The organism is Sphingobacterium sp. IITKGP-BTPF85, from assembly GCF_001006065.1.
Taxonomy (GTDB): domain Bacteria; phylum Bacteroidota; class Bacteroidia; order Sphingobacteriales; family Sphingobacteriaceae; genus Sphingobacterium; species Sphingobacterium anhuiense.
The window spans coordinates 18,035-43,606 of record NZ_ASZT02000001.1; the positions used below are offsets into that span (position 1 = coordinate 18,035).

25 protein-coding genes are annotated in these 25,572 nt (G+C 35.4%); 22 read left to right on the top strand and 3 right to left on the bottom strand.

Going from position 1 to position 25,572, the window contains the following annotated elements:
- Positions 1 to 298 precede the first annotated feature (298 nt).
- The 11 genes from L950_RS25545 to L950_RS00110 all read left to right on the top strand — a co-directional run bounded on the left by L950_RS25545 (position 299) and on the right by L950_RS00110 (position 9,469).
- Positions 299 to 1,330, top strand: a complete 1,032-nt coding sequence (locus L950_RS25545) for a tetratricopeptide repeat protein (protein ID WP_052764262.1) — start codon at positions 299 to 301, stop codon at positions 1,328 to 1,330.
- 62 nt (positions 1,331 to 1,392) lie between these two features.
- Positions 1,393 to 1,920, top strand: coding sequence for a helix-turn-helix transcriptional regulator (locus L950_RS25550; RefSeq protein WP_197086142.1), 528 nt, complete (start codon positions 1,393 to 1,395; stop codon positions 1,918 to 1,920).
- A 206-nt stretch (positions 1,921 to 2,126) separates the two neighbouring features.
- On the top strand, positions 2,127 to 2,306 hold the full coding sequence (locus L950_RS31270; protein WP_021190027.1) for a hypothetical protein: 180 nt from the start codon (positions 2,127 to 2,129) through the stop codon (positions 2,304 to 2,306).
- Positions 2,285 to 2,890, top strand: coding sequence for a TonB-dependent receptor plug domain-containing protein (locus L950_RS31275; protein ID WP_231576715.1), 606 nt, complete (start codon positions 2,285 to 2,287; stop codon positions 2,888 to 2,890). The genes L950_RS31270 and L950_RS31275 overlap by 22 nt, the downstream gene beginning before the upstream one ends.
- A gap of 211 nt (positions 2,891 to 3,101) precedes the next feature.
- A complete protein-coding gene (locus L950_RS31280; RefSeq protein WP_231576716.1) occupies positions 3,102 to 4,283 on the top strand; it encodes a TonB-dependent receptor domain-containing protein in 1,182 nt (393 codons plus the stop codon).
- Between the two features lie 49 nt (positions 4,284 to 4,332).
- Positions 4,333 to 4,908, top strand: a complete 576-nt coding sequence (locus L950_RS31285) for a TonB-dependent receptor domain-containing protein (protein ID WP_231576717.1) — start codon at positions 4,333 to 4,335, stop codon at positions 4,906 to 4,908.
- A 131-nt stretch (positions 4,909 to 5,039) separates the two neighbouring features.
- A complete protein-coding gene (locus tag L950_RS00090; RefSeq protein ID WP_021190028.1) occupies positions 5,040 to 6,257 on the top strand; it encodes a right-handed parallel beta-helix repeat-containing protein in 1,218 nt (405 codons plus the stop codon).
- 9 nt (positions 6,258 to 6,266) lie between these two features.
- Complete coding sequence (locus L950_RS34745) at positions 6,267 to 6,833, top strand: phytase (RefSeq protein WP_031288297.1); 567 nt, start codon at positions 6,267 to 6,269, stop codon at positions 6,831 to 6,833.
- Entirely contained in the window at positions 6,734 to 7,177 is a 444-nt protein-coding gene (locus L950_RS34750; RefSeq protein ID WP_262506922.1) for a phytase, read from the top strand. Before L950_RS34745 ends, L950_RS34750 begins: the two co-directional genes overlap by 100 nt.
- A gap of 14 nt (positions 7,178 to 7,191) precedes the next feature.
- Positions 7,192 to 7,341, top strand: a complete 150-nt coding sequence (locus L950_RS31290) for a hypothetical protein (RefSeq protein ID WP_031288301.1) — start codon at positions 7,192 to 7,194, stop codon at positions 7,339 to 7,341.
- 1,519 nt (positions 7,342 to 8,860) lie between these two features.
- On the top strand, positions 8,861 to 9,469 hold the full coding sequence (locus L950_RS00110; protein WP_021190029.1) for an SGNH hydrolase domain-containing protein: 609 nt from the start codon (positions 8,861 to 8,863) through the stop codon (positions 9,467 to 9,469).
- A gap of 77 nt (positions 9,470 to 9,546) precedes the next feature.
- Here the strand turns inward: L950_RS00110 and L950_RS00115 are convergent, their stop codons facing one another.
- Positions 9,547 to 10,143, bottom strand: coding sequence for a tyrosine-protein phosphatase (locus L950_RS00115; protein ID WP_021190030.1), 597 nt, complete (start codon positions 10,141 to 10,143; stop codon positions 9,547 to 9,549).
- Positions 10,144 to 10,936: 793 nt separating this feature from the next.
- Here L950_RS00115 and L950_RS00120 point away from each other — a divergent pair.
- Positions 10,937 to 12,730 (top strand): nucleoside-diphosphate sugar epimerase/dehydratase, encoded by a 1,794-nt coding sequence (locus L950_RS00120; protein WP_231576718.1) that lies wholly within the window; start codon positions 10,937 to 10,939, stop codon positions 12,728 to 12,730.
- A 287-nt stretch (positions 12,731 to 13,017) separates the two neighbouring features.
- Here L950_RS00120 and L950_RS00125 read toward each other — a convergent pair whose 3' ends face one another.
- Entirely contained in the window at positions 13,018 to 13,428 is a 411-nt protein-coding gene (locus L950_RS00125) for a copper resistance protein NlpE N-terminal domain-containing protein (RefSeq protein ID WP_021190032.1), read from the bottom strand.
- A 453-nt stretch (positions 13,429 to 13,881) separates the two neighbouring features.
- Here L950_RS00125 and L950_RS00130 point away from each other — a divergent pair, with 453 nt between their 5' ends.
- Positions 13,882 to 16,020, top strand: a complete 2,139-nt coding sequence (locus L950_RS00130) for a hybrid sensor histidine kinase/response regulator (RefSeq protein WP_021190033.1) — start codon at positions 13,882 to 13,884, stop codon at positions 16,018 to 16,020.
- 57 nt (positions 16,021 to 16,077) lie between these two features.
- Here L950_RS00130 and L950_RS00135 read toward each other — a convergent pair whose 3' ends face one another.
- Positions 16,078 to 16,410 (bottom strand): anti-sigma factor, encoded by a 333-nt coding sequence (locus tag L950_RS00135; protein WP_021190034.1) that lies wholly within the window; start codon positions 16,408 to 16,410, stop codon positions 16,078 to 16,080.
- 326 nt (positions 16,411 to 16,736) lie between these two features.
- Between L950_RS00135 and L950_RS31295 the strand changes: the two genes are divergently transcribed.
- The 9 genes from L950_RS31295 to L950_RS00165 all read left to right on the top strand — a co-directional run bounded on the left by L950_RS31295 (position 16,737) and on the right by L950_RS00165 (position 25,258).
- Positions 16,737 to 17,141, top strand: a complete 405-nt coding sequence (locus L950_RS31295; RefSeq protein ID WP_231576719.1) for a hypothetical protein — start codon at positions 16,737 to 16,739, stop codon at positions 17,139 to 17,141.
- 80 nt (positions 17,142 to 17,221) lie between these two features.
- Complete coding sequence (locus L950_RS31300) at positions 17,222 to 17,404, top strand: hypothetical protein (RefSeq protein WP_231576720.1); 183 nt, start codon at positions 17,222 to 17,224, stop codon at positions 17,402 to 17,404.
- A 669-nt stretch (positions 17,405 to 18,073) separates the two neighbouring features.
- A complete protein-coding gene (locus L950_RS00145) occupies positions 18,074 to 19,363 on the top strand; it encodes a cryptochrome/photolyase family protein (RefSeq protein WP_031288307.1) in 1,290 nt (429 codons plus the stop codon).
- A gap of 20 nt (positions 19,364 to 19,383) precedes the next feature.
- On the top strand, positions 19,384 to 19,896 hold the full coding sequence (gene idi / locus L950_RS00150; RefSeq protein WP_021190036.1) for an isopentenyl-diphosphate Delta-isomerase: 513 nt from the start codon (positions 19,384 to 19,386) through the stop codon (positions 19,894 to 19,896).
- Between the two features lie 397 nt (positions 19,897 to 20,293).
- Positions 20,294 to 21,031, top strand: coding sequence for a TonB-dependent receptor plug domain-containing protein (locus L950_RS29120; protein WP_052764264.1), 738 nt, complete (start codon positions 20,294 to 20,296; stop codon positions 21,029 to 21,031).
- Positions 21,032 to 21,046: 15 nt separating this feature from the next.
- Positions 21,047 to 23,272, top strand: coding sequence for a SusC/RagA family TonB-linked outer membrane protein (locus L950_RS00160; protein WP_262506924.1), 2,226 nt, complete (start codon positions 21,047 to 21,049; stop codon positions 23,270 to 23,272).
- Positions 23,269 to 23,511, top strand: coding sequence for a hypothetical protein (locus L950_RS29125; protein ID WP_052764266.1), 243 nt, complete (start codon positions 23,269 to 23,271; stop codon positions 23,509 to 23,511). Before L950_RS00160 ends, L950_RS29125 begins: the two co-directional genes overlap by 4 nt.
- A gap of 14 nt (positions 23,512 to 23,525) precedes the next feature.
- Positions 23,526 to 23,840, top strand: a complete 315-nt coding sequence (locus L950_RS29130) for a hypothetical protein (protein ID WP_197086143.1) — start codon at positions 23,526 to 23,528, stop codon at positions 23,838 to 23,840.
- Between the two features lie 38 nt (positions 23,841 to 23,878).
- Positions 23,879 to 25,258 (top strand): RagB/SusD family nutrient uptake outer membrane protein, encoded by a 1,380-nt coding sequence (locus L950_RS00165; protein ID WP_231576727.1) that lies wholly within the window; start codon positions 23,879 to 23,881, stop codon positions 25,256 to 25,258.
- Positions 25,259 to 25,572: the final 314 nt, after the last annotated feature.

Below are 25,572 nucleotides of genomic sequence, written 5' to 3' on the forward strand. Positions count from 1 at the left end.
TATGCCATCAAAGTAATTTCCATTTTGTAATCCAACCAGTAAAATCCTTTCATTATTTGAATCATTTAAACCAGTTCTTCTATTGGGATGTGGTGTTTTTATTATTTAAAGGCATATATGTTCTGTTTAGAGATAGTTCCCTAGTGTCTTGTAATATGCTTTAACACATTTTTACACGATATGATAATCAATCTTTTTTGTTCTATGATGTTAAGTGGCCGTGCATGTAATGTGATTTAATATTCTGTTAACATGCTTCGTGTACATTTGCACATCAACATCAATTAGTTACTTGAATATGAGGATTTCTGATAAAATTATATTTTTAATACTATTTATAGCACAGGCATTTATCGGTGACACCGCAAATGCACAGGTAGAATCATTTAAAGATATTCGGGTGTTAAGTCAAAACTATCCTGATTCTGCGATTACGCTAGTCAAAAAGCGGTATGCTGAGGCGGTTGGTGATAAAGACTTGTTATTACAAGCTAATTGTTTACAGGCAATAGGGTGGTTATGTGTTAATCAAGGGCATTATGGACAAGCGCAAGATTATTATTTCCAAGCGGACCGTATCTACACCCAGTTAAATGCGAAACAATTACTCGCATCTAATTGGAGTGATATAGGCGAACTCAATATTTTTAATAAACAGCATGATCTAGCTAAAAATTACTTTAATAAAGCGCTCCATTCTTTCAGAGCCGAGAAAGATAAAAATGGTGAAGCTGGTGTATTGGGCAATATTGGTCATCTATTTGAAAAGGTCGCTGATTATGATTCGGCATTCGTATACCAAATGCGGGCCTTAGCGATTTATAACGAAGAAGGAAATAAAAATGGCGAAGCTAAGATTCATGAGAATCTGGGTAGTATTTATGAAGATTTGGAACAGTATGATCGGGCATTTGATCATTTTGAAAAAGCACGTGACTTATATGATGAAACGCAAGACAACTACGGAAAGATTGTAGTGGTGAATAATATGGGTGATATTTTCAGGAAGACCGGCAAGTTTTCGGAAAGCATAAAATTAACAAAGTGGGCTTTTGATATGGCAGAGAAATTGGGAGATGTGTATCAGATGTCGGCAACGACTAAAGATCTAAGCAAAACATATGCATTAAGCGGTCAAATGGATAGTGCTTATGTTTATGCAGAGCGAAGTCGGAAGCTTGTGCTGGAGTTATATAGTGTAGATGGGGCTAGGCATACTGCTTTTTTTCAGGCACTTTATGATATGAATCAAAAAACAGAAGAAATTGAACAATTGCAGGTCACTAAAAAGATCAACTCCATTTTATTGCTGGGAACTATTGTTTTTTGATCTTGTTAATTATTTTATCGTATGTGCTGTATAGCCGTCAAAAAATAAAGATCAATAATCAGATGACCGAGTCGCGAAAGCAAGAAGCGGAAAGGGAATTAGCAGAAATTGCACTTAAAAATCAGTTGCTCGAAGATAAACAGCTTAAGCAGGAGCTGACGCTCAAAGAAAAGGAGTTGACGTCGCATACTTTGAATTTAATCCGTAATAACCAATTTTTGGAACAGCTCCGAGATGAGTTAAAAGTAATGGTTAAGGATGAACGACGGGATCAAAAAAAGCAAATGCACGATCTGGTTTTGCAGATCAATGAAAATATTACACAGGGTATTCATTGGAAAGAATTTATGGTGACTTTTGAAAGAGTACATCATAGTTTTTTTAAAAAACTAGTACAACGGTTTTCAGATTTAACTGCCGCCGATATGCGCTTGATTGCATTGCTTAAAATAAATTTGAACAACACGGATATTGCTGTGCTTTTGGGGATATCACAAGATAGCCTTCGTGTGGCTAGACATCGCCTGAGAAAAAAGTTAAAATTGGAACAAGGTGAAGATCTTACAGGTTACCTACTCAGTATTTCATAATTTCTTAACATAACGATAACGGAATGGTAATGGCGTTTATTTTTCTATTAATCGATTGATTAATAGTTTGTTGATTGATTTTGTTTCCTTGTTGTATAGTCCGTAAATCTCTTTGTTTCCTTGTTGTAACGCTTGCTATTTTGTGAAACTGAAATTGGATGTCATATTTGCTCAACGATCAAAGATTCATATATAATCTAAGCAAAATGAAAAATTTTTTAACGGTATTACTTGCCTCCAGCATTTCGGTCAGTGCAGCATATGCAACCAAAATCAAAGGTAAAGTATTGGATGGTCAAACCGGTGAAGCCATAACTGGAGCCACTGTTTTTTGGAACAAAGCGGACTATCTACCAAAACACAATTGGATGGTTCATTTGAATTAAAGGGACTGTCCGCAGGAAAGGTCAAAGTACATATTAGACATATGGCCTATGCCGAATTTACCCAGGAAATCGAAATTAAAAAAGAAGATACTCCCCATTTTATTTTTCAACTTACTTCTACAGATCAAAAATTGATGGAGGTAACGATCAAAGGACAGCGAAACGGCGGTGATGATGATCCCAGTGCGAGACGGCTGGAAAAGAACGCATCGCAGATCATGAATGTTGTTTCGGCTAGAGCTATTGAGATTTCTCCAGATATCACGGTCGCAAACGTTGTGCAACGCGTATCGGGGGTTTCTATAGAACGGAATTCTAATGGAGAAGGGCAGTATGCCATTTTAAGAGGTATGGATAAGCGTTATAACACAACCTTGGTCAATGGTGTAAAAGTACCAAGCCCAGATAATAAGTATCGCTACGTACCATTGGATTTGTTTCCTTCAGATATGTTAGAACGTCTGGAAGTATACAAATCGCTTACACCAAATATGGAGGCAGATGCTGTTGGCGGTGTTGTGAATATGGTTATGAAAGCTGCGCCAAGCAAATTATTACTACAGGCTAATTTGGCGACGGGATAGTCAACGTTATTTTAATCAGGACTTCGGAAGTTTCGCTGCAGGTGGAACTTCATCCAAATCACCTTATGAACTTCATGGTAAAAATTACAATGCGACTGCAGCAGATTTTAATAAAGGGGTATTAGACTATACCTATAAAAAACCTTCGCCAGATGTCGTTGGTAATTTAACTTTCGGGAACCGCTATCTGGATGATAAGCTGGGTATAATCTTGGGGGCAAGTTATCAAAATCTGCACCGCGGAAGCCGCTCTATTTTTTACAAATCTGCTGTAGTCGGCGTAAATCCGAATGCAGTTATTACTGAGAAACAAGATCGTCAGTATGATGAACAGCAGCAACGCTTAGGTCTACATAATAAAATCGACTATCGTTTTAATCCCAATCATCGTTTGAGCTTCTATCAAATGTATGTGAATCTGAATAATACGCAACTTCGTGATGCGGTCAATACCATCTATAATGGGCAATATGATCCTAATATTGGAAAGGCAGAATTGACCTATGTAACGCGAAGTCGAAAGACACAGCAACAGATCTATAACGGAACTTTGCAGGGTGATCATCGTTTTATGGATAATAGATTGAATGTAAGATGGTCGGGTGCGCTGTCATCTGCTAGTAATCAATTGCCTCAAAATACCACGATAAGTTTAGATGGTATTCAAGAGAATTTTGAACGTAAGCGCACTTCTCTTGTTAATAAATCACCTGTTACCTACCGTTGGGAACGGAATACTGACAATGATTATGCGGGATACTGGGATGTGGCTTATAAAGTACCCATGACAGATGGTAAATTGGAGTTGTCTACAGGGGGGGTATACCGTGATAAACAACGGAGTAGTTTCTATAACAATTACAACCTTTCTCCTGCATCTGCGGAAGAGGCAAAGTATAAATATGGTGTAGATTTTCAAAATTATACGGAACTGAATTTGACCGTGACCAATCCCACCGGTGCCGTTGCTAATCCCTTGACTTATGATGCCAATGAGAAAACTACAGCAGTGTACGGGATGTTCAATTATGAAAGTGACAAACTCCAAATGATCGGAGGGGTCCGTATGGAACATACCAATCAAGATTATAAATTACTGTTTCCTGCAGGCGAAAAGAGACCAGAAGGATCTCAAGTCTACACGGAATGGTTGCCAAGTTTGACCGTCAAGTATCATTTGAATGAGAAACAGCAACTTCATGCCGCTTATTATCGCGCTTTGAATCGTCCCGGTTTTTATGAAATCGTTCCTTCCTCTGTCGTGAATGAAGAGTTCTTAGAAAGAGGAAATCCAGATCTAAAACATGCGCTTGCGGATAATTTTGATTTACGTTATGAATTGTTTCCTGAGGCTTCGTCACAATTTTTGTTGGCATGTTCTACAAAAGATTAAAAACCCGATCGAGTATACGTTTCAGCCAGATGAAGTCCGCAAGCAGGATGTGTATTACACACCGGGTAATTTTGGTAATGCAAATAATTTTGGAATCGAAGTGGATTACATCAAGTACATCCAAAAGTTCGGGATAAAAGCGAATTATACCTATACACACTCGCGTATTACTACCGCGAAAATGTCACGTAGAATAAACGAAACGACACAAGATCCAGAACCTATTATTGTTGACCAAACACGTCCTTTATACGGGCAGGCGGCACATATAGCCAATCTATCTTTACTGTATAAGGATGCGAATAAAGGCTGGGAGGGACAATTGGCTGGTTCTTACACTGGTGATCGCATCAATACCGTATCGCAGTTTTTGAATGATGATCTATGGCAAAAAGGATTTGTGCAGCTGGATGCTTCTATTGAAAAGAAATTTAAGGCGGGTTGGGCTATTTTTGCCAAAGCCAACAATATTTTGAATACTCCGATGGAACTGTATGTAAAGGGAGTGAATCCTGAAAATGAAAAGATTGCGGAGAAGCTAACGGAAGGTGGTAATACGCTTATCAGAAAAGATCTTTACGGTCAAAATTATATCCTTGGTTTGCGTTACTCATTTAATAAATAATCGGATAGCATCAATATTTTATTTAACAATCTTGACCTAATCGTGGTTAGAAAACAAATCAATTATGACAATTAAACAATTTGTTACAATGAAAAATAACATGATTTTATCGTGTCTAGCATGTTTTTCTAATGCTAACGGCATGTGAAAAAGCGAATATTGACGTCGATACGAGCGAGGCTGATGGCAGTGCTATCGGCGAAGTATCCGGAGTATGGAGTAAAGGCAGTGTGCAACATATAAAAGGAGATATTATTATTCCCGAAGGCAAAACATTGACCATCGAAGAGGGGGTTACAGTTTTGATGGATGCTGAGAATAAACCCGAAATTGTGGTCTTGGGCAACTTGTATGCACTCGGAACAGATGATAATCCAATCAGGTTTACCGTAGAAGAACAGTATAAAACTAAAACCAATGAATTTGGAAAACTTTGGGGTGGAATTTTAGCGGCTCCGAGTTGTCAAGAGCTGGTTTTAGATCATACCGTTCTGGAATATGGCGGTGCGATTACATCAGATGCTTCAACTTCTGTGAAGATGGGTTTGTATAAGAAAGTATCGGGAGAGGCACTACCTGCGCTTTGGTTTTCCAATGCTGACGGGAAATTAGTGGTCCAGAATAGTACGATCAGTCATTTTCATGAAGACTGTACATATATTGAAGGTGGGAAAATTATCTTTGCTAATAATCGCTTTTTCTCAAATGGTGTGACAGGTGGTGAGGCGATGAACTTTAAATCTGGTTCTATTGCCGATGTCGCCTACAATCTGGTTTACAGTGTGAATACGAATGCTTTAAAGCTTTCCAATTCGGGTGACAAGACTCCTCAAGCATACATTATGGTGTATAATAATACAATGCTTAATACGGGATGGCGCAGACCTACTGCCAAAGGTGGTTCAATATGGATAGAGGCATCTGTAAGAGTGGAGATCTACAATAACCTTTTTGCCAATACCCGATTTGGCGTCAAGCGGGATCCTAAAAAACCGGAAGATAATCGCTCAATATTTAGTAATAACTGGTACTTTGGTCAAGATCAATTAACTGTAGATCAGTTTCAGGTTGGAAAGAATGATATTGTAGCAGGATCAAATGATGTTAGAGGTAAACTAGCGGGAGAGAACAATCCGAAATTTGTAACTTATCCTTTGGAGACTTCGGTTAATAACTATGTGTTTGATTCGGCTTGGGACTTTCACCTTCAAGGGAATTCTCCAGCCCTAAAATCTGGAACTTTATCTTTTAAACCACATTTCATTACCGGACTGGTCATGTCAAATGGATTAACCTACAACTCGCCTGCACCCGCAGTTTATGCAGGTGCTTTTGGAACAAAATTTTAATTACTCAACATGATAACTTTAAAAACAACACTATCTATTTCTTTGATCGTATCAGCGATATTTCAGGTGGCTTGCAATAATCCACAAACTAATGCTGTTGCTACAGATACCATTAAGCCAATTTTCGTGACCGATGCGGTGCGTTATGATTCCGATGATCCTGCGATCTGGATCAATAAAGCTGATCCAAGTAAGAGTTTAGTGATCGCAACGGATAAAGATGCTGATGGAGCGCTTTTTGTCTACGACCTAGCAGGTAAAATTGTAAAGGATAAGGTCGTGCCCAATTTGAAGCGCCCGAATAATGTGGATGTAGCTTATGGGTTGATCTTGAATGGTAAGCCTGTTGATATTGCTGTAACAACAGAACGTATGACGCATAAATTGCGGATATTTTCGCTCCCTGATATGAAGCCTATTGATCAGGCGGATTGGATATGTTTGCAGGTGAAACAGCGCCTGATTTTAGGGATCTCATGGGCATTGCGCTGTATACTTCATCCAAAGGACAGATTTATGCTATTGTGGGGCGGAAAAATGGTCCTAAGGATGGCTATCTGTGGCAATACCTATTAGAGGATAATGGTTCGGGTGCAGTAAAGGCAACTTTTGTCCGCAAATTTGGTTCTTTTAGCGGAAAGAAGGAGATCGAGGCAATAGCGGTGGATAATGAACTTGGATATATCTACTATTCGGATGAACAGGTGGGAGTAAAGCAATATTATGCAGATCCTGCAAAAGGAAATGAGCAACTGGCTTTATTTGCAACTGAAGGTTTTAAAGAAGATCATGAAGGTATTTCTATTTATAAATTGACCGATAGTACGGGATATATATTGGTTTCGGATCAGGGGCAAATCGTTTTCAGATTTTTAGCCGAGAAGGAACTAAGACAAATCCATTTGAACATAAGCACTTGAAAACGGTGCCGGTCATGGCTACACAAAGTGATGGTTCGGAGGTTGTATCGGTTAAATTAAATGATACATTTAAACATGGTCTTTTTGTTGCGATGAGTGATGATAAAACTTTCCATTATTATCGCTGGGAAGATATTGCAGGTACAGATTTGAAAATGAAGTAGCTGGTTGGTCTTGGGGTAATGAGGCAGGTTTTTTGAACCGGTGGGAAATGCTCTTACGATACATCATAGAAAAGCTTATGTACAACGATTGGAATGAAAGGGTGAGTTGATATGACCTTAAAACATCCTTTTTCATCCGGTTTTTACATGGGAACCATTAATTTAGAAATTAGGGGTATTTCACAAAAAGTGAATTACCCCTTAAGTATTCTCTTCCATCTTATTATTGGTAGCAGTCCAAATACTCGTGGTTAAATTCTTGTTGAATATATATCGAAATCTATTTTACCACCGAACATCTAGCAACTAATATTAACTTACCAAATTAATTAACTTATGCAAAAAATAGTTTTTTAATCCTTATTGTTCTCTTTTCGTTTGATCTATTTGCTTATCAGGCAATAGGCATGGTCTGGGATGTCTTTGTAAATGTAATGGTCGGAACTACATTAAAAAATAGTTCTTTTCTTGGTCAAATCAAGATAGCACTTGTTTGTGGTAGCATGTAAATGAACACGGATAAAGAAGTGCGGCGATTGTCTCAGGTAAAGTGGAGCTATAGATGATCTGCGTTTTTCTATGAATGATAGTTTTAGAGAATATATTAAAAACTTATTCGAATAATTATATCATAGTCACTCCATAATATTTAGGTTAGATCTGAAGTCAGAGGTTAGGCCATCTTTGTGTAGCATCAAGGTCATGGTCTTATAGCGAACAAATTCTTTGGTCACATACATATAGCCTTTGTTAGGAAAATTGTTTTTATAAGTTTAAATGAATTTGATTTAAATTTTGTTGATAACTTAATATAATAGTTTTAAAGGTGCTTGATGGTTTATTCTGTATAAACCGTATAATCATCAATTGTATTTCTAGCACTTCTATATGTATAGAATATAGTTATTTACGTACCTGCTGAGTTTAGTATTAATTCATAATGAACTGCTTTAAAAATAGATGCTCTCTTGAGGTTATTATCTTCTTTATCTCTATAAAATGTTTTATTTTTTTGGAGATACTGCTACAGAAAGAAAAGTTATGTCCCAAAATTCTTTTCCTAAAAAGCTGCTGAAAAAACTTTTTTAATTAAAATCGACATTTAAATTCATACTGATTTTGATCTAATGGGTCAACATTATTGTAAGTCAAGGAGGACGCTGTTAGGTGATGTAATGATCTGAATAAATAATAAAATATTGCGACTCAATAATTTTTTATTGCTTTGATTAGCTATATTTTTGGAATCATTATGTTGTGTAGCAAACTATTCATATGTTGGGGAAAACACCTAATATACTGCACTAAAAGAGAAATTTAGAGCATATATTTTTTAACAATTTTAATATAATGATTGTAAAAAAGTATGAAGTGAGCTCTTATATGCTATTTTGTCTTTCGTATCTATCAACCATATTCTTGTAAAGACGCCTTCTGTACTTTCATAGATGAGCATTGTAAAAGTAATCCTCTTGGTCTATACTCTATTGAAAATTTGATGTTTTGATGCAATATTCTATTGATCGGGGATAGCCATGCCGTCCAGCTTTCTACGGCTTTTAGAAATTTCTTGACGGAAGATCAAAATCTGCTGGAGATGAGTTTAAGCTTAACTTTTTCTTTTCCAGATCCAAAAGGTTATGATAAGTCAGTTCAGTTATGGAACTATTTTTATACCGAGTTCCTGCCTAAAAATGAGAATAAAATCAATAAGGTGTTTATTTCTGTTCATTGGTTAATGAATACATATGAGGAAATGAACTATACACCTAAAGAAATAAAGCAAGGTTTAAGTCAGATGACTGCGCTCTTTGATAGTTATGGGCTACAGTATTATTTCATCGGACAAACCGAACTTTATCGGGTTCCTTACCGACAGGTTGCATTAAAAAAAATGTTTAACCCTGTTCTAGATGAGCAGCAATTTATTCTAGACGAAGGGCAACAAGTTAATGAATTTCTGAAACGAATTATCCCGGAGCAACATTATATTGATATTTATAAACATAGAGAAATAGAGCACAATTCTCAGGAAATGGGGATGTCTTACATGTTTGATAAACATCATCTTAGTGCATTTGGGGCTAGTCAGGTTGTGGATTATCTGCTACGGAAGGAATATCTGTGATCGCATATACGCTGTTAATGAAAAGGAGCTTTATACACGTTAGTATAAAGCTCCTTTTTATATGTTATTCAGATTATTTATCCGGCGATGATATGCTGCCCTTTGCCTGCATTGATATGATCAAGTAAGGTCGGGTTTAAAATTGTACAGGTTTTCAGCATTTCCCGTACAGGATATTTTTCAATAATATCTTTTAATGAACGAAGGTGCTTATCATGGTGAAGGTCAGTTCCGACAAAATCGTACATGCCCGATTTGACAAGTGTCATGGCAATGGCTTTTACATCGACACCATAATATCTGCTCAGAGATAAAAGGTTTAATTGTAAAAAACATCCAGCATCTTTTATCTGTTTGTAAATGTTGAAATTGCTGTGATAATAATTATAGCGTTCGGGATGTGCCAATATAGGTTTGTAACCTAATTTTTGAATATTCAATATGGTCTGAAATAAAGCCTTCGATTCGGAAAGGTATGACATTTCAATCAAAACATATCCGCCAGGCATTAAGCACAAATCATTGCTCTCAACCAGTGCATAAAGGCCGTCGTCGATCATGTGTTCTGCGGCAGCAAAAATCTCCACATCGCTTCCTGAATTTTTTAATCCTTCGCTTAGTGCATGGTGGGCTTGTCCAATGCTAAATTTAGTATTAGGATGTACACCCTCCATGATATGTGGAGTACAAATAAATTTTTGAAACCAAGGCTGCTTAATTCCTTAATATAGCCTAATGATTGCTGTACTGATGTGCTACCGTCATCAATGCCCGGTAGTAAATGATTATGCATGTCAACTTCAAGAAAATCCAATTGTGATATGGATCGGACCGAAGCGGTATTTTTATTTTTTGTGAATAGATTGCTAAAAAAAGACATCTGTGATTTTAGTAATAATTGTTTTTCGATAGTATAGATTAAAGTACGTTGCGATCTGACAAATATTCGCATATTAAGCAAAATTGAAATATGAGCTCAAAGCCTGTTTTCACAACGTTATTTTCCCCAATTTATTGTAAATAAATGTTCTCAATTAGTGTGCCAACATTACTTGTGAGGAAATGTGTTTGAAAAGATGATAATATAACTGTTTAAACAGTTAAAGCCTTGATAAAGAAATTTTTTAGAATTTTATTTAGTAAAGTTTTTAAATCAAAAACCTTTTTGTAAGATTTTTGTTATTAACCCTGCCACTTCGCTAGAAGCATAATAAAAGTGAACCGGTTTTATTAATAATTAATAAATATGTGAAAATGTATATACGAGGATTGTCAATTTTATAGTATTGGTGGTGTGAATTATAATATTGAATAGGAGCCATTTAAGGGTCATCTAAATACCCTTTACTAACCATATCCTATTAATAAAAGTGAACTGTTAGCAATAAGATTATGATAAGTTTTTTTGGAGATTTAAAAAGACATTTATATCGAGACCATCCGCGTTGGATTATTTTGATAATCGATATGTTTATTGTATTTGTCAGTTATGTACTGTCTATTTATGTACTCTATGACTTGAAAGGGTTTGCTGATGTTTCGATGATGTTGAAAAAGCTAATCATTATTCTTTTCGTATATTTTACTTTTTTTGTTAGCAACAGTACTTTTAAAGGGATTGTACGCCAGACGGGTATTCAAGATGTAATTAAAATATTTAAAACTACAGCAACTGCTTATATTGTGCTGATGCTATTCATGATTATCGTCAGGTCTGTTGTAGAGCGGGGAAGTACGGTGTCAGATTACCTGAGATTACCTTATGGACTATTGACCATGCAGTTCTGTATATTACTGGTGTTCATGATCGGTTCTCGTGTGGTTTACCGTACGGTATTTGAATATCTCTCATTATCTGCCAGAAAGTTGGAAAACGTCTTGATTTTTGGTGCTTCTCGTCCCGGACTCTCAACTTATTCTCTTTTGAAAGAAGACCCTCAAGTGAAATATCATGTAATTGCATTTGTAGAGGATCAGTTAAATCGAGTCGGTAAACGGCTTGCGGGTTTAAAAATTCTGGATATAACTGAAATTACATCAGATTTTATTAAAAGAAACCGTATAACGGATGTGATTATTGCTGTAGAAAATAATGATCCGGAACGTTTGCAATATGTTTCGGATTGGTTTCATCAGCTTGGTCTTGAACTTAAAATCATGTCTCCTGCGCGTATTCTACCTAATTCAAGAGTGAATCGTGAGATCAGACCTTTAGAAATTGATGATTTATTGGGACGTAAGCCTATCAAACTGGATCACCAGGAGATAGAAGCCGAGATGGAAGGTAAAGTAATTTTGGTGACAGGTGCAGCAGGATCAATTGGCTCAGAGCTTGCTCGGCAAATTGCCCGACGTTCTTATAAAAAATTGATTTTATTAGATCAAGCTGAATCTCCTTTGTATGATATACAACAATCAATAAAATGCAGCTATCCTGAACATTTACATTGTGTTGTTGGAGATGTGCGTAATTATTTTTTCATGCAAAAGATATTTGCAGAGTATCATCCGGATTTGGTATTTCATGCGGCGGCCTATAAACATGTGCCCTTAATGGAGGCTAATCCATACGAATCAATACAGACAAATGTGCTAGGAAGTAAAAATGTTGTAGACCTCTCGATGAAATATGGGGTTAAAAAAATGGTCATGGTATCCACGGATAAAGCGGTTAACCCGACTAATATTATGGGAGCAACAAAGCGCATGGCTGAAATATATGTGAGCAGTTGCAGTGGAAAATCCGATACTCAATTTATCATTACCCGATTTGGTAATGTGCTAGGTTCTAATGGATCGGTAATCCCACTTTTTGAGAAACAGATGGAGCAAGGCGGGCCATTGACATTGACTCATCCTGATATCACCCGATTTTTTATGACAATTCCAGAAGCTTGTCAATTGGTTCAAGAAGCTGGAGTGATGGGAAAAGGGGGAGAGATTTTTGTGTTTGATATGGGTAAGTCAATTCGTATCATCGATCTGGCAAAACGTATGATTAATTTGAAAGGTTATCGTTATCCAGAAGATATTGATATCAAAATCGTTGGGTTACGCCCCGGAGAGAAGATCTATGAAGAGCTTCTTGCGAATAATGAGAATACGATAAAGACTCATCATCCCAAAATTATGATCGCGAAGGTAAATCACGACGATTTGTCGCAAAAAGTAGAACGAATTAATTATTTGTGTCAACATATAGTAGGTCCGCATGCTATTTTACCCGATTTTATGAATCTCGTGAGACATATGAAAAAATAGTTCCTGAATTTAAGTCGCAGAATTCAGAATTCGAAATACTGGATAATGAAGTTTTGGACATGGAAATTATGGATAAAATAGTTTCTGAAGTACCGATCTATCCTATCGCTAGAAATGCTTGATGCGATTTCACCAACACAGGTCTATATGCTTTTAAAGGAGGAAAAGATAAATGAACTATTCCCTCTTAATAATAAGCCCCAAGAAAGTAATTACTTGTTGGGGCTTTGCATTTTCGGTTATGTATAAATAATGCAGGATAATTGAATTCGATGAATTATCGTGTTCTATTGCATAATATAGGCTTCGTATGCATTGGTAAGAATTTCTCCAGTTTCTGTGACTCGATGTAATGTTCGGTTGTTTACTAGTACGTATCTTAGAGAGGTTTTTTGTTCATTTTTTTCTGTAGTAAGGATAACATCTTTATTATCTGTAAGGGTATAAGTACCCTCTTCTTGGAGACTATTGACTTTATCAGCTTTAACCCGAACAATTTCATAATAATTATCTTTCTTAAATGTTAGTTTGAGGTAATTGTCACCACCACCATAAATGATTTCGGAAGCGATATCTTTCCTAAGCCAAAAAGTGCCAATTAATATATTTTCTTGTTCTGGTTCAATGGTTTCGCTAGAATTGCATGCTGTAAATAGTATGGCAATACTAGTCATAATGAGTAAAAAAAATATTTTCATAATTGTTCTATAAGGTTAATGATAATAAATGATTTTTGTTATTTAACAAGCTATAAATACATAAGAGTACAGTTTAGGATTGAAGTATCTATCTTATTAAGAACAAATATAAGTGTGTTTAAGGCTTTTTTAAAGGGACCCTGGGGTTCTATTTCCTTTGTGTTATATTTTTATTAAATGAATACATCCATAAGTCTAGAAATATCAGGTTTTACAAGTTTTGTTAATCTTATTGTGTACGTAAAAGTTTAAAGTGATTTATTATTATGTAGCGGGGTAGCTACAAATTTATAAACAATCACTTTTTTATCCAACGATCTTCATAGTTGTACAGTTATAATAGTTATTATTGTTACTATTTTAATGCTCACATAATTTGATGTCAGCAAAATATGCTGCATGGAGTATCGATGCCTGCGCTTGCCATACATCTGAAGAAAATATACTGAACTCTTGCCAACACTAAAAAAGAAAAAAACATTTCTCCTTCGAGCTTTATTGATCGGAGCACTTATTGCTTCTTTTATATACTTAGGAGTTATTTTTATTTACCAGTATTATGAACAGCAAAAGGTAAAAGAACGTCTTGATGCTGCATATGCATCTTCATATAAACAATCTTCTGGACTTGATCGATTATTCTCCGTATATAGTGAAGCCGAAAACCTTTTCAGGTTGTATACCGTGAATTTTGACAAGCCTACTTTTTCAGCTTACAAAAATAAATTGGATACAATTAGGTATTCTGTAGACTCATTGTCGAAATTGCCTTTGAAGGAAAATTTAATGCAGGTGAGTGCAGAAGATATGGAGCAAAAAAAGGTGCTTTCACAAGAATTTGCGACATTAAAGCAGACAGTAGATCAACTCATATTCTTTACAAAGGACTCCTTGTCTGTTTTATCTTCCTCCAATAAAACATTATTAAGGGATCCGAAGTTTGAGCAGGTCGATTCGATTGTGAAGAGGATAATGAGTGACACCTCCTTTAATACATTAACGAAAGATACGACAATCCGAAAAAAAGAAAATCTCTTTAAACGTATTTTTAAAGCTAAAAATGATACGCTTGTCCCTAGGACGATTACACAGGATTTTAATACGTTGCAAAAAGATGTAATTTCCCGTAATATAGCCTATCTGATACAGCAAAATAAAAAAGTTTACCGTCAAAATTTAAAGAACCTCCAAGAAAAGTTTGTTGCTCTTCAAGATAAAGAAAAGCAACTGGTGCTGGCAAATAGAAACTTACTGGATAATCTGAGGAAGGGAATTGATGTGATTAAAAGTCACGAGTTAGCGCTACTACGAAAAGCAGAAAAAAAAGACTTGGCATTATACAAAGAAAGTACACATAATTTTAGAAATCAGCTTATTGGATCTTTTATCATAATTGGACTGTCAATTATTCTGATTTTCTTCTATCAGTCGAATGCCGTTTCTTATGAACGGAAATTGCAGGAGGAGAAGGATTATGCATCACAGGTAGCTGCTGAGAAAACGACTATTTTAGCGAGTGTAAGTCATGAGGTAAGATCTCCTATCAATGCATTGCAGGGTATTATTAGCATATTGCGAAAAAATAATGATAGCAAACTGATTCATCCAGAGTATCTTAACTCGGCCTCGCACGAAATTGATGTTATCAACAGTACTGTCAATGATATATTAAACCTGAGTAAGTTGGAAGCTGGGGCAATGGATGTACAATATGATTATTTTGCACCGCACCAATTATTACTAAATATTCTCAATTTACACAACCATCAAGCCCAAAATAAAAATATTTCTATTGTTAAAAAAATAGAAATAGACCCTACATTATTAATTTATAGCAGTGAGTTTAGAATGAAGCAGATCGTTTCTAATCTGATCAGTAATGCCATTAAATATACTTCTCAGGGGGAAGTTAGTATCACCGCTTCTCTGAAGCTGAAAAATGGAAAAACAACGCTATTTGTGGCTGTTCAGGATAGTGGTATCGGTATTGTAGAAGAAGAGCAGGCGCTGGTATTTCGTCAGTACTATATGGCCGGAGCGAAGAAGCAAACAAGTAGTTTTGGGCTGGGGTTATATATATCGAAATTATTTGCCCAACAAATGGAGGGCAATATTGATTTGGTCAGCACATTAGGAAAAGGATCTACATTTACTTTGGTACTTCCTGTCGAAAAAACGAAAATATTAGAAACCACCGCTATACAGTATACATTGGAAGATCTTCCTCAAGAAATGAAGATTGTGATCATTGATGATAATAGGATTAATGTTCTTTACTTGAATCACTATTTTAAAGATTTTCCTAATGTACATATCTTTGAGCAAGGTCATGTTGCACTTGCATATATGGATGAAAATGACGTTGATGTCGTAATCACAGATTTAAGGATGGCTGATCTTGACGGTTGGGGAATTTTAAATAAGATACGAGCAAAAAAAGAATGGGAACTAGTTAGGGTATTTGTTTTTACGGCAGACAGTATGTATCTCGAAGCTGCTGAACAAAAGCAGGTAAATCTTTTTGATGCAAAATTGAAGAAACCACTGGATGCTCATGACCTAATTTCCTCTATTAAGAGGTCAATGGGATAACTAATGCTAGTACAATTAGTGTGACAGGTAACTTCTGTATTAAAATATAACGAAAGTTTATGTATTTCCCATCACATAAAGTTGTGATAAATTTAGTGTGGGATTTCCTCCCTTTGTCTCTAAGGTTATAGCAAAAGCTTGTGCTTTAGGTATCTGATTCATACTGGTGATCTGGTCAGTATGATCCAAAGGAAATACACCAGCATCTACTGGCTTACCATCAACGATCGCCCAAAGTTGATACTGCATACCTTCTGGAGCAGGAGGTAAATTTTCTAGACTCAGATAAACATCTGTTGTATTGGTGTTCCAGAAAACATGTGCTTTGAGTTTTGGATGTTGCTCTACTCCGGCTAAAGTGATCGTTTTAATCGCAGGATCTTGCAACATAGCCCATTTTTTAAAAAAGATGTTTCTAAATAAAATAAAAAGCTGTAAATCTATTTTCAAGATAGATTGACAGCTTTTTTATTGAGGACCGATTTTGTGATCCTGTACTATTGGTTTTAAAAGGGGAATTAATTTTTGAAAAATTATTCCTTAAAAGCTTCATGCTAAGTGGGAGATCTAGAACCTATTATCTTAGATTTTAAACATTATTATAAAAATATTTAGAACAATAATGAACTATATTTTAGATTTGTATTTTAAAAATGTACATTTATACAAAATAAATAGAGTAGTTTTAGCCTATTTGTTTATTCAATTAACAAAGCATGAATTATAATTTATTAAGAGATACTATTGAACTACTCGAAAATTTTGAAAAATATAAGCAAGAAAATGGAGGGTATAGCGAAGATAGTGAAGGCTTTCAACAATTTATAGTCGATAATTACAAAAGTGTAGCTACTATAGAACCGGACTGGGAAGGAAAGGAAAACGGTCGAAACCCTGATAGTGTCATCAATACATTAATTGTGCAGATGAACAGGTTTGCAAAAACTTACTCTAAAGCGGCTATACATGAGTCAGATTTTTCTACGCAGGAAGATTTTATTTATTTAATTAACCTGAAGGTTTTTGGGCCAATGATAAAAATGGAACTTATAAAACGTAATATCCATGATAAACCTTTTGGTATGCAGATCATTAATCGGTTGATTCACCAAAATGGGTAGGTCAGGTCGACTCGGAGGATGATAAAAGGAGTAAAGTCATTTCAATTACAGATGAGGGACTGCGCGTTCTTGAGAATCAGATGGATAAAATTCGTAAAGCCAGTCTAATTGTCACAGGAGATCTGACCCGTCCTGAAAAAATGGAATTAATACGTTTATTACAAAAATTGGAGAAATTTCATCAACCGATATATGATCAAAATATTGATGTTGCAGATTTGCTTACTTCTGTTGCTGAAAACTATCCTTTGTCAAAGAATTAGATCCGTTAGCAGAAAATTGCTTAGGTAAATAAGAGTGTTAAGATCGTTGTTTGGGGTTGCTTTTTGATCGTCAAAGCCAGTTTAATAAATATTTTCGAGCATTTTTAAGAACAAGTATTATAGTTTCGGCTCTTTTGATTTAATGGGATATAAATTTTACTAAAATGAGTGTTTGGTGAGTTTAAGTACAGCTTATACCATGCCTTTTCAATTATTTAGTTTGCCAATTAAAGAATGGTTATTTTATAAATACTATTTTCATATATTTTAACTATTTCTGTCTCGACAAATTTTTTAATCTTAATTGGTCAAATAAATTCAACACTTGAACAGAAAATATATCAAATTATTAAGGCATTGATAACTACTGGAACTGTATTTATTGCACTTTATAGCTAAAGTGAACGGGAGTGGAAAAGTGCCTTGTGTTTATCTGTTCTTTATACATGGTTTTTAAGGTAAATGGTGTACTCTCCACAACTGGATGGGAATCTTCTATAGCAATTATGGATCAAATACTCAATATTCGCAGATTGAACATTAAGTAGAAGATGCGATTTATGGTTATAGGCAGTTTATGCTCAATAATTATTCTTTTTAACGATTTCAAAAAAAATAATTAATCGCAAGCTATATATTAATCGTATGTACGGTGAAAAAATAAGAAATATGAAGGATAAGGTTGTTATATTTTGGTTCAGACGTGACCTACGTTTAGAAGATAATGTGGGATTACAGCAGGCTGTTGCATCGGGTTACCCTGTGCTCCCTATATTTATTTTTGATACAACTATACTTCAAAAGTTGGAAACTGACAAAGATCGACGAGTGGATTATATTCACCAAGCTTTGAATTCACTAAATAGTACTTTGCATAATTATGGATCAACGTTGCAGACTTATCACGGTAAACCACTTGAGATTTTTGAGATTATTACTAAAATTTATGACGTACAAGGTGTATACTGTAATAGAGATTATGAACCACAGGCAATAAAAAGAGATAAGCTGATAGAATCGTACCTGAGAGAGCGAGACATTCAATTTAATACTTACAAAGACCAGGTTATATTTGAAAAGTCGGATATTGTTAAAGATGACGGCAACCCCTACAGTGTATACACTCCCTATTCGAGAAAATGGAAAAGCCTATTGGTTCCTCAGAATTATGCCTCTGTAGTAGTTTCTGCAGAACATTTTTATAAAACTAATCCATTGAAAATTAAAGAGCTAGAGGTATTGGGCTTTCAGAAAACGGATATAATATTTGAAAAGCCTAATTTAGAACTGGAGATTATAAGCGATTATGATAAAAAGCGTGATTTTCCTGCATTAGATCATACAACACACTTAGGTATTGCCCTGAGATTTGGCACAATCTCAATCAGATCGTGTGTAGCGTTTGCTTTGAAATATAATGAGACATGGCTTTCTGAATTGATCTGGAGGGAATTTTTTATGCAAATACTGTATCACTATCCGCGCGTAGTCACACATAGTTTTAAACCAAAATATGATTCGATCATATGGCGAAATAATGAAGCTGAATTTCAGCTTTGGTGTTCCGGGAAAACGGGTTATCCGATTGTCGATGCAGGCATGAGGCAACTCAATGAAACGGGATTTATGCATAATAGGGTACGAATGATTACGGCTAGTTTTCTTTGTAAACATCTTCTTATTGACTGGCGTTGGGGTGAAGCATATTTCGCTCAAAAATTAGTGGATTATGACCTAGCTTCAAATAATGGTAACTGGCAGTGGGTGGCTGGATGTGGTTGTGATGCAGCCCCATATTTCCGTATTTTTAATCCCACAGCGCAAACTTTAAAATTTGATGCTGATTTGACTTATATCAAGACTTGGAATCCGGATTATGAAAAAAATATTCAGATACCGATAGTGTCGCACGAGGAAGCACGTGAAAGAGCACTGAGAGTATATAAGCAAGCATTGTAAATTTATTGTCTGTAAAAAATATGAAAAGAAATAAAGTAATATTGGTAGATGAACAGGATCACGTAGTAGGTGAAATGGACAAAATGGAGGCGCATGAAAAAGGAATTTTGCATCGCGCATTTTCTATTTTCATTTTTAACAGCAAAGGACAAATGCTAATTCATCAACGAGCGAATGAAAAATATCATGGTGGTGGATTGTGGACGAATGCATGTTGCTCTCATCCACAATTAGATGAAGATATTAAAGAGAGTGCCGAACAGCGCTTACAATTTGAAATGGGGCTGCAATGTGATCTAAAAAGAGTATTTGCATTTGTTTACTATACTCCTGTTGAAAATGAACTTATCGAACACGAATATGACCATGTATTAGTAGGATATACGGATCAACAGCCTGTGCCGAATACTAATGAGGTACAGGCCTTTAAATGGATTGATAAGTTAGAATTGTTCCAAAAGATAAATGATCAACCAGATATTTTTACGTATTGGTTTAGAATGGCTTTACCTCAGCTTATCGGACAAATATAATTGGATCTCATTCTCATTTTTTTTGAAAGTAAAACGCTTACTACAAGTTTATTTATGAATAAATACTGTTTTAATATACTAGAGTTAAATCATAAGTAACTATTAGATGTTGTGATTACTAATTTATTTAGATATCTAACATTTTGATGTGTAATATTAGCTTTTTCAATTAAGATTTTCATTCTTTAATTTTCCCTTGTGCGGTATAATATTGAGATTATACCGCATTTGTTTTGCATGTTCGTGCAAAATATATTTGACCCATATCTTTTCTACATCGTTTTCGTATGCAGTGCAATCGATGGCTTGATTTGAGCGATAGTATACGTGTTTTTTTTTGTTTAGACTTGTTTCACTATAACCAAAAGTTACACGAATAAAACCTAATACATTGAATATGGTTAAAAACAATTACTTAAAGAAGAAAGGCTGGTCACAATTATACTGTCGTCTTGCACTTTTAGCACCACTTTCACTTAGTGTATTGCCTAATCAGGCAACAGCAAGTATACTTTTCCCGGAAAGTCTGGTGTATGCTAAATTACGAACGCAACAAAACATTTCTGGTAAAGTGGTTGATGCAACTGGTAAAGCTGTCAGCGGCGTTACAGTAAGAGAAAAAGGTGGTAAAAACTCGACTTCAACAGATATTAATGGGAATTATAATTTAGCTGTGAGTACTCCGGACCCTATTTTGGTTTTTAGTTCCATTGGTTATATTGGCCAAGAAATACTAGCTTCTGCTGCTGAAAAAGTAATTTTAAAGCAAACTGAAGATGTTCTTGATGAGGTTGTGGTAGTTGGATACGGTAATCAAAAGAAAACCAATTTAACAAGTGCAGTGTCACAGGTCGATGCAAAAGTATTAAAAGATAGACCATCACCTACTGTAGTCAATATGCTTCAGGATGCAGCTCCTGGTTTAGTAATTAGCCGAAACTCGGGAAGACCAGGTGCCCAAGGTTTAAATATGGAAGTTCGTGGAGCTACTTCAGCGAATGGAGGCGTTGCGCCTTTGGTTGTTATCGATGGAGTTATAAGTTCTGAAGGTACATTCATGGCTTTAAATCCTAATGATATTGAGAATATTAGTATTCTGAAAGATGGTGGAGCTACAGCTATTTATGGAGCATAATCTGCAGGAGGAGTTCTGTTGGTTACCACGAAGAAGGGTGAAAAGGGTAAATCACGAATTTCATTGATGAGTAATATGGCCTGGCAAATGCCTGCTAATATTCCTGAAAGACTGTCTTTGATCGATGAAATGAACTATGTTAATACAGCAAGAGCAAATGCTGGATTAGCGCCAGAGTATAATGAAGAAGATCTGAATTATGCTATCAATGGTCCTACGTTTGTTTTAGGCTCTAACGGTCAGTGGAGAACATACAATCAGGAAAATTTGATTGATAAGGTGGTTAAAAAGTCTTATACAATGAATAATACGAATCTGCAGTTTTCCGGAGGAAATGAAAACGTAACTTATATGGCGTCATTGGGAAATATGAGCCAGGCAGGTATGTTTAAGATTGGAGAAGATCATTTTACGAGATGGAATGCGCGTGCAAATATTTCTGCAAAAGTAAACGAATATATCAAGTTAGATATTGGTAGTGCATTTATCGATCAAGCTACAGATAATCCGCAGGATGGTGGATATGGTTTAGATGGGGGTGGAAATGGAATACTACGTCAATTTTTTTCTTCACGAATGCGGTTCCCTATTTTTAATGAAGACGGAACATATTATCGTAGCGGTACTTCATCAGCTTTTGGTTATGCTTTGTTGAAAGACGGAGGATTTAACCGAGATCGTAGCAGTACTTATTTTAACAATGCAACTGCAACGATAAACAAGTTAGTAAAAGGACTTGAAGTCAAATTAATGTATAGTCGAGAGGATATTACTAAGCAAAATCGAAACTTCAGACGTACCGTAACCTTCTATTCTGGACCTGAAGCTACTACTGCCAGTCAATTGAATAATCCAAATAATTATTCAATAATGGACTATAAAACCCTGAGTCAGAATTATCAGGCTGTAGCAGATTATGATTTTAAACTTGGTTCAGATCATAATTTCCATATCATGGGAGGATATCAGTTGTACTCATATGACTATCAAACTTTGGGAGCAACAACCAAAAATCTATATGTTAATGATAATCCGAGTTTGAATTTCACTTCAGATCCAGTGAATAAGTCAAATTCACAATCAGCTTTAACAGAGAAGATGCAATCATACTTCGGTCGTTTCAACTATAATTATAAAGAGAAATACTTATTTGAAGCAACGATAAGAAGTGATGAAAGCTCTCGATTAACTCCTGGACAACGAGTGAAGGTATTTCCATCATTTTCTGCAGGATGGAATATGTCTAAAGAATCTTGGTTTGATGGTATTTCCACTGTTGTTAATGAGCTAAAACCACGTATTTCTTGGGGTAAAGTTGGCTCGAAGGTAGGAATTGGATATTATGATTTTATAGCGCAATTACAAACAGGGTCTAATGTCTTATTAGGTGATAGTAGACAGACATATTTATATCAAAGCATGATTCCTGCTGTTAACCTTTCATGGGAAACAATAGAGACACAAAACTTTGGTTTGGATTTTAGCTTTTTGAATAGAAAGCTGAAAGGATCATTTGATTATTATAATAAATATAATAACAATATGCTTGTAAGAGTAAGTTTGCCCGCAACGATCGGGATTGATGTTCCCAAATCTAATGTTGGAAAAATGAAGACCTGGGGATGGGAACTGGCTTTAGGATATCAAGATAAGATCGGTGACGATATTACTTTTGGAGCATCATTCAATCTTGCAGATAATCAAAATAAGCTTGTGAAATATGGTGGCGCGGATAATATTATTTATTCTGGTGTTAATAATTTGGTAGAAGGGTATGCGCTTAATTCAATTTGGGCGTATAAAACCAACGGTTATTTTCAGACAGAAGAGGATCTAAAAAATGCACCAAGCTATGCTAAGTTGATAAATAAAGCGGGCGTACCTGGGTTAGGTGATATTCGTTATGTAGATCTAGATGGAAATGGTGAAATTTCGCCAGGAAAAAATATCGTTGGTGATGCTGGTGATTTGCAGTATCTGGGAGATATTAATCCACGCTATCAGTATGGGTTCAACTTTAATTTTGGGTATAAAAACTTAGATTTCAGTATGTTTGTTCAAGGGATTGGTAAGCGTAAGTTTAAACCAAGTAATGAATTAATTCAACCTCAATTATATTCGTATTATCTGCCAATGAATTTTCATATGGATTATTGGACTCCTGAGAACAGAGATGCAGCTTATCCGCGCCCTTATTTAGAAGGAACTCAAAACTTCAAAATTCGGATAAATGGTTTATGAGTGGTGCATATGCACGATTGAAAAATATCCAGATTGGTTATTCTTTGACGCGGGAAACAGTTAAGAAATTACCATTTTCTCGTGTACGTATGTATGTTTCTGGAGAAGATTTATTGACAATTTCTAGATTGGGAATTTATAAAGGAGTGATCGATCCAGAGATGAAGCCTGAAGATGGTAAAGTATCTCCATATCCATTCGCAACTTCTATCTCTTTCGGTTTAAATATTGATTTATAATAAGAACAATGATTATGAAAAAAAGAATTTTATATCTATTATTAGCATCGGTCTCTTTTAGCTCTTTTATTTCTTGTGATATCAATGAAGTGCCAGAGACAACAATGAGTGATGCTAACTTCTGGAATACGGTGGCAGATATCAGGTTGGCGGCTAATTATTTTTATTCTACAATACCAGGATTAACATTAGCAGATGTAACTGTAGATAATTGGTCAACAGATGGTTACCCGAATACTTCATCAAATAATATAAGCGATGGTTCTCGTGCAACCCCGGCCACTAGTACAGATTATAATTATAATGGTATTTTCAAGCTAATAAACTAATTGAAAAATCTGAAGAGGTTATTAAAAAGGGTGGTGATCTGACGCAAATAAATTGGTATGTGGGTGAGGCAAGGTTTTTTAGGGCTTGGTATTATTTTGAAATGTTTAAACGTTTTGGAGGAGTACCATTGATCACAAAAACGATGACTGTAGATGATCCTGATATTTTTAAAGTACGCGCTTCAAGGGAAGAACTTTTTCAATTCATCTTGGATGACCTGGACTATGCAATATCTGTTTTACGATCTGCAGATGAACTAAATACCGCAAAAGAATATGGCAGAATTTCTAAAACTGCAGCGCTAGCATTTAAATCTAGAGTAGCTCTGTTCGAAGGAACGCGAGAAAAGTTTCATAATTATGGTGAGCAAAAGAAACATTTAACCATCGCCAAGGAGGCTGCCGAAGCTGTTATTAATTCTAGCGCACATGCTTTGTTTACTGCATCGGCTGTAGGAAGTCACGGTGAAGTTATTAATAATGCTTATTTTAATTTATTCCAAGAGGCTGGTGAAGGCCGATCGAATAAAGAAAATATTATAGTAAAGACATATGGGATTAATCGTGATAATAGTGTGATTTCTACTCCTGTACAACGCTATTATGAAGGAAATTCTGTAGTCCCAACTCAAAATTTTGTTGATAACTATTTGATGGCAGATGGCTTACCAATTGAAAAATCACCATTATATCAGAAACCTGATAAATCAATGACTCACGCTCAATATTTCAGTAAAAAAGATCCGCGTATGAGTTTCAGTATCTTTAAAAGGGGAGATGAGTTTATTTCCAGTAGTAATTACACGATACCGAATCCTAGTTATCAAAGAAGTGGATACGGTATACGAAAATATGCTAAAAAAGATTTTTGGACACTTCAAGCATCTTATATAGACCGACCTGTCATTCGTTATGCTGAAGTCCTTTTAAATTATGCTGAGGCTGTGTATGAGTTGGATGGAACAATCAGTGATATGGTATTGGATCAAACGATCAATGCACTTCGAGGCAGATTGCCACAAGTGAATATTGGTACAGATGCTGCACCAAATTATGTTTCAATGCCTAAATTAACGAATGCTTTTGTAAATAGTAATGGACTAAATATGAGGACGGAAATTCGACGTGAAAGAAAAGTTGAGCTGGCCTTTGAAGGGCATGGATATTGGGATTTGATTCGATGGAAAACAGCAGAAATTGAGTTGCCAAAAGCATTGTTAGGTAGTTATTTATTTACAGAATATCTAACAGCTACAGGTGACAAATGGTCGGATAAGACTCTAGTAAACGATCAGAATTATATAATTTTGCAACCTGCTACATTACGTAGATTTGATAAGGATCGAGATTATCTATGGCCATTGCCAACTTCTGAACTCGCTAAAAATGTAAAGTTAGAACAGAACCCTAACTGGTAGTATTGAAAAAAAGCACGGGATTTAATTCCGTGCTTTTTTACTTTTAGTGATACCCATTTAAATTCTTAACAGAGTAAAATCTGTTACCTTGCTTAGCAAGGATAGTATGACGATATCATATGTCATACAGTTTCTCAAGTAAATGTATTTTTTCTTTTATACTATTTTAGTCTTATCATTATCAGAAGAAAGATTGGAATTTAGACAAGATGAATTGCTAAAACCTTTATTATGAAGTGAGGTGTGAACATTAGTTGAAAATTCAAATTAAGATATTCTAATAGCTTAAAAATTTTATATTTAAGTATTATGAT